The following is a 2,912-nucleotide window of genomic DNA, read 5'->3' as shown; positions in this document are numbered from 1 at the left end:
CAGGTCGACGCCATAGGCGCTGGTGTCCTGGCTGATCACCAAGAGCTCCTTGACCCCGGCCTTGACCAGGCGCTCGGCTTCGCTGAGCACTTCGCCGACCGGGCGGCTGACCAGCTTGCCGCGCATCGACGGGATGATGCAGAAGCTGCAGCTGTGGTTGCAGCCTTCGGAGATCTTCAGGTAGGCGTAGTGGCGCGGGGTCAGCTTGATGCCCTGCGGCGGCACCAGGTCGATCAGCGGGTTGTGCTCGGTGCTCGGCGGCACCACTTCGTGCACGGCGTTGAGCACCTGCTCGTACTGCTGCGGGCCGCTGACCGACAGCACGCTGGGGTGCACGTCACGGATCGCGCCTTCTTCCACGCCCATGCAGCCGGTGACGATGACCTTGCCGTTTTCGGCGATGGCTTCGCCGATCACTTCCAGGGACTCGGCCTTGGCACTGTCGATAAAGCCGCAGGTGTTGACCACCACCACGTCGGCATCCTGGTAGGTCGGCACGACTTCGTAACCTTCCATGCGCAACTGGGTCAGGATGCGTTCGGAGTCGACCAGGGCCTTGGGGCACCCGAGTGAAACGAATCCGACTTTCGGCGTGGCGGGGGTGGACATGCGGCGAACCTCAGGCTGCGGACGGGCGCTGGAGGCGCCTCTGATCAAAAAGTGCGCAATTCTAGCGGTAGCTCGCAGGCTTGGCCAGTGCTCTCGGCGCGAGATGTCGTGCCGGCCTGCGGCCGGCTCCGGGAGTGGTCGGGGCTTGCCGGCGCGGCAAGCCCGTTGCGCCTGTGGCGGGGCTCAGCGGCCGCCGGGCAGCATCATCCTCAGGGCGTTGTCGCGGCGTATGTGGTGGTGGAATATCCCGGCGGCGGCGTGCAGGCCGATCAACCAGTAGCCTGCTTGGGCGATCTGCACGTGCCAGTCTTCCATTTGCTCGGCGAAAGCATGGTCTTTGCCGGTCAGTGGCGGCAGCTCCAGGCCGAACAACGGAATCGGCTTGCCCTCGGCGCTGAGCAGCAGCCAGCCGAGCAGCGGGGTGCAGATCATCAGCAGGTACAGTGCCAGGTACATCAGCTTGGCTATTTTTTCCTGCATGGCGTGCGGCGCGGGCCGGATCTTCGGGGTCGGTGCGATCGCCCGGGCCAGGAGGCGCAGCCAGACCAGTGCCAGGATCGACAGGCCCAGCATGAAGTGCAGCTCCTTCATCAGGCTGCGGCCATCGCTGCCTTTGGGGAAGATGCCGCGAAATTCCATGGTGAAGTAGACCGCGGCAATCAGCAGCAGCATCAGCCAGTGCAGGCTGATCGACAGCTTGCCATAGCGGGTTTCGGTGTTTTTCCAGGACATGAGGGGCAGCTCCGGCATCGTTGATTCAAAACGTGCCTAGCCTAGGGGGCGAAGCTTAAGCTTTGCTGAGCGGGGCTTTTGGCCGTGAAAACAAAAAGGCCACTCGCTTGAGTGGCCTTTTTGAGTATCTGGTTGCGGGAGCAGGATTTGAACCTACGACCTTCGGGTTATGAGCCCGACGAGCTACCAGACTGCTCCATCCCGCGCCGACCATTCTATCCGGGAATGGCTTCTTGTCAATCGATTTCTGCTTTTTAATCAAATGCTTAAATTAATGGCGCGAGCAGAAACGAAAAAGGCCACTCGCTTGAGTGGCCTTTCCGGAAAACTGGTTGCGGGAGCAGGATTTGAACCTACGACCTTCGGGTTATGAGCCCGACGAGCTACCAGACTGCTCCATCCCGCGCCGCCAATTCTACCGCCAAAAAGCCGGCTGTCAATCTTTAGTTTCGGAAAAACTGTTGTTCGTTCAGATGCTTAGCGTCGCGTTGCGAGTCTGTTCGAGGCGCCGGACCAGGCCGGCCGGGGCCTGCAGCGGGTTGCCGCGGGTCGATGCGACAGTGCGCGAGGACGGCGATGCATCGACGGCGGCAGGGCGCTGAATGCCGGCGTAGCCCGGCGGCCCGCGGTTGGGCTAGAGTCCGTGCCCATTTATCGGAGGATTGCCATGCGACGCGAATGTAAAGCCTGCGGGGCGAAGGTGCTGAACGAGGCCGCGGTGTGCCCGGCTTGCGGCGCCGAACTGCCAAAGAAGATGAAGTTGCTGCCGTTGGCGGCATTCATGCTGATCGTTATTCTGGTGATCCAGGCTTACCTGGACAAACCCGAGCCCGAGTCGGCCGCGCCGGCGCCAGCGCCGAAGGCCGCCGAGCAGCAGCCGGCGCCCTGAGCCCGATCCCGCGGATTATGAACGCCAGAAAGATCATCCACGTCGACTGCGATTGCTTCTATGCCGCCATCGAGATGCGCGACGACCCGAGCCTGGCCAGCAAGCCGCTGGCGGTGGGCGGCGCGGCGGATCGACGGGGGGTGATCGCCACCTGCAATTACGAGGCCCGCGCCTACGGGGTGCGTTCGGCGATGGCCTCCGGGCATGCGCTGAAGCTGTGCCCGGAGTTGCTGATCGTCAAGCCGCGGATGGAGGCGTACAAGGCGGTGTCGCGCGAGATCCAAGCGGTCTTCCGTGATTACACCGAGCTGATCGAGCCGCTGTCGCTGGACGAGGCCTACCTGGATGTCTCGGACAGCCCGCATTTCGGCGGCAGCGCCACGCGCATCGCCCAGGACATTCGCCGGCGGGTCTCGCAGGAGCTGCATATCACCGTGTCGGCGGGGGTGGCGCCGAACAAGTTCCTGGCCAAGATCGCCAGCGACTGGAAGAAACCCAACGGCTTGTTCGTGATCACCCCGGATCAGGTCGCGGAATTCGTCGCGGCCTTGCCGGTCGCCAAGCTGCACGGCGTCGGCAAGGTGACCGCCGACAAGCTGGGCCGCCTGGGCATTCGTAGCTGCGCCGACTTGCGCGAATGGAACAAGCTGGCGCTGGTGAGGGAGTTCGGCAGCTTCGGCGA

General features: G+C 63.5%; 4 protein-coding genes and 2 tRNA genes. 2 read left to right on the top strand and 4 right to left on the bottom strand.

Annotated features, from left to right (window positions below; translation table 11 throughout):
- From V6M61_RS13400 to V6M61_RS13385, 4 genes are all read right to left on the bottom strand, one after another.
- The coding region (locus V6M61_RS13400) for a radical SAM protein (RefSeq protein ID WP_332777074.1) at positions 1-609 on the bottom strand (609 nt) is incomplete at its 3' end.
- Between the two features lie 183 nt (positions 610-792).
- Positions 793-1,341 (bottom strand): cytochrome b, encoded by a 549-nt coding sequence (locus tag V6M61_RS13395; RefSeq protein ID WP_332777073.1) that lies wholly within the window; start codon positions 1,339-1,341, stop codon positions 793-795.
- 129 nt (positions 1,342-1,470) lie between these two features.
- Positions 1,471-1,547 (bottom strand) — tRNA-Met (locus V6M61_RS13390).
- Between the two features lie 123 nt (positions 1,548-1,670).
- Positions 1,671-1,747, bottom strand: a tRNA-Met gene (locus V6M61_RS13385).
- Between the two features lie 261 nt (positions 1,748-2,008).
- On the opposite strand from V6M61_RS13385, the gene V6M61_RS13380 reads away from it, so the two are divergent.
- Both V6M61_RS13380 and dinB read left to right on the top strand, forming a co-directional pair.
- Complete coding sequence (locus V6M61_RS13380) at positions 2,009-2,230, top strand: zinc-ribbon domain-containing protein (RefSeq protein WP_090441281.1); 222 nt, start codon at positions 2,009-2,011, stop codon at positions 2,228-2,230.
- A gap of 17 nt (positions 2,231-2,247) precedes the next feature.
- On the top strand, positions 2,248-2,912 hold a 665-nt coding region (gene dinB, locus V6M61_RS13375), incomplete at its 3' end, for a DNA polymerase IV (RefSeq protein ID WP_332777072.1).

The sequence above is a fragment of the Polaromonas sp. genome (assembly GCF_036676035.1).
Classification (GTDB): domain Bacteria; phylum Pseudomonadota; class Gammaproteobacteria; order Burkholderiales; family Burkholderiaceae_C; genus Polaromonas.
This window is presented reverse-complemented; position numbering and strand designations above follow the sequence as displayed.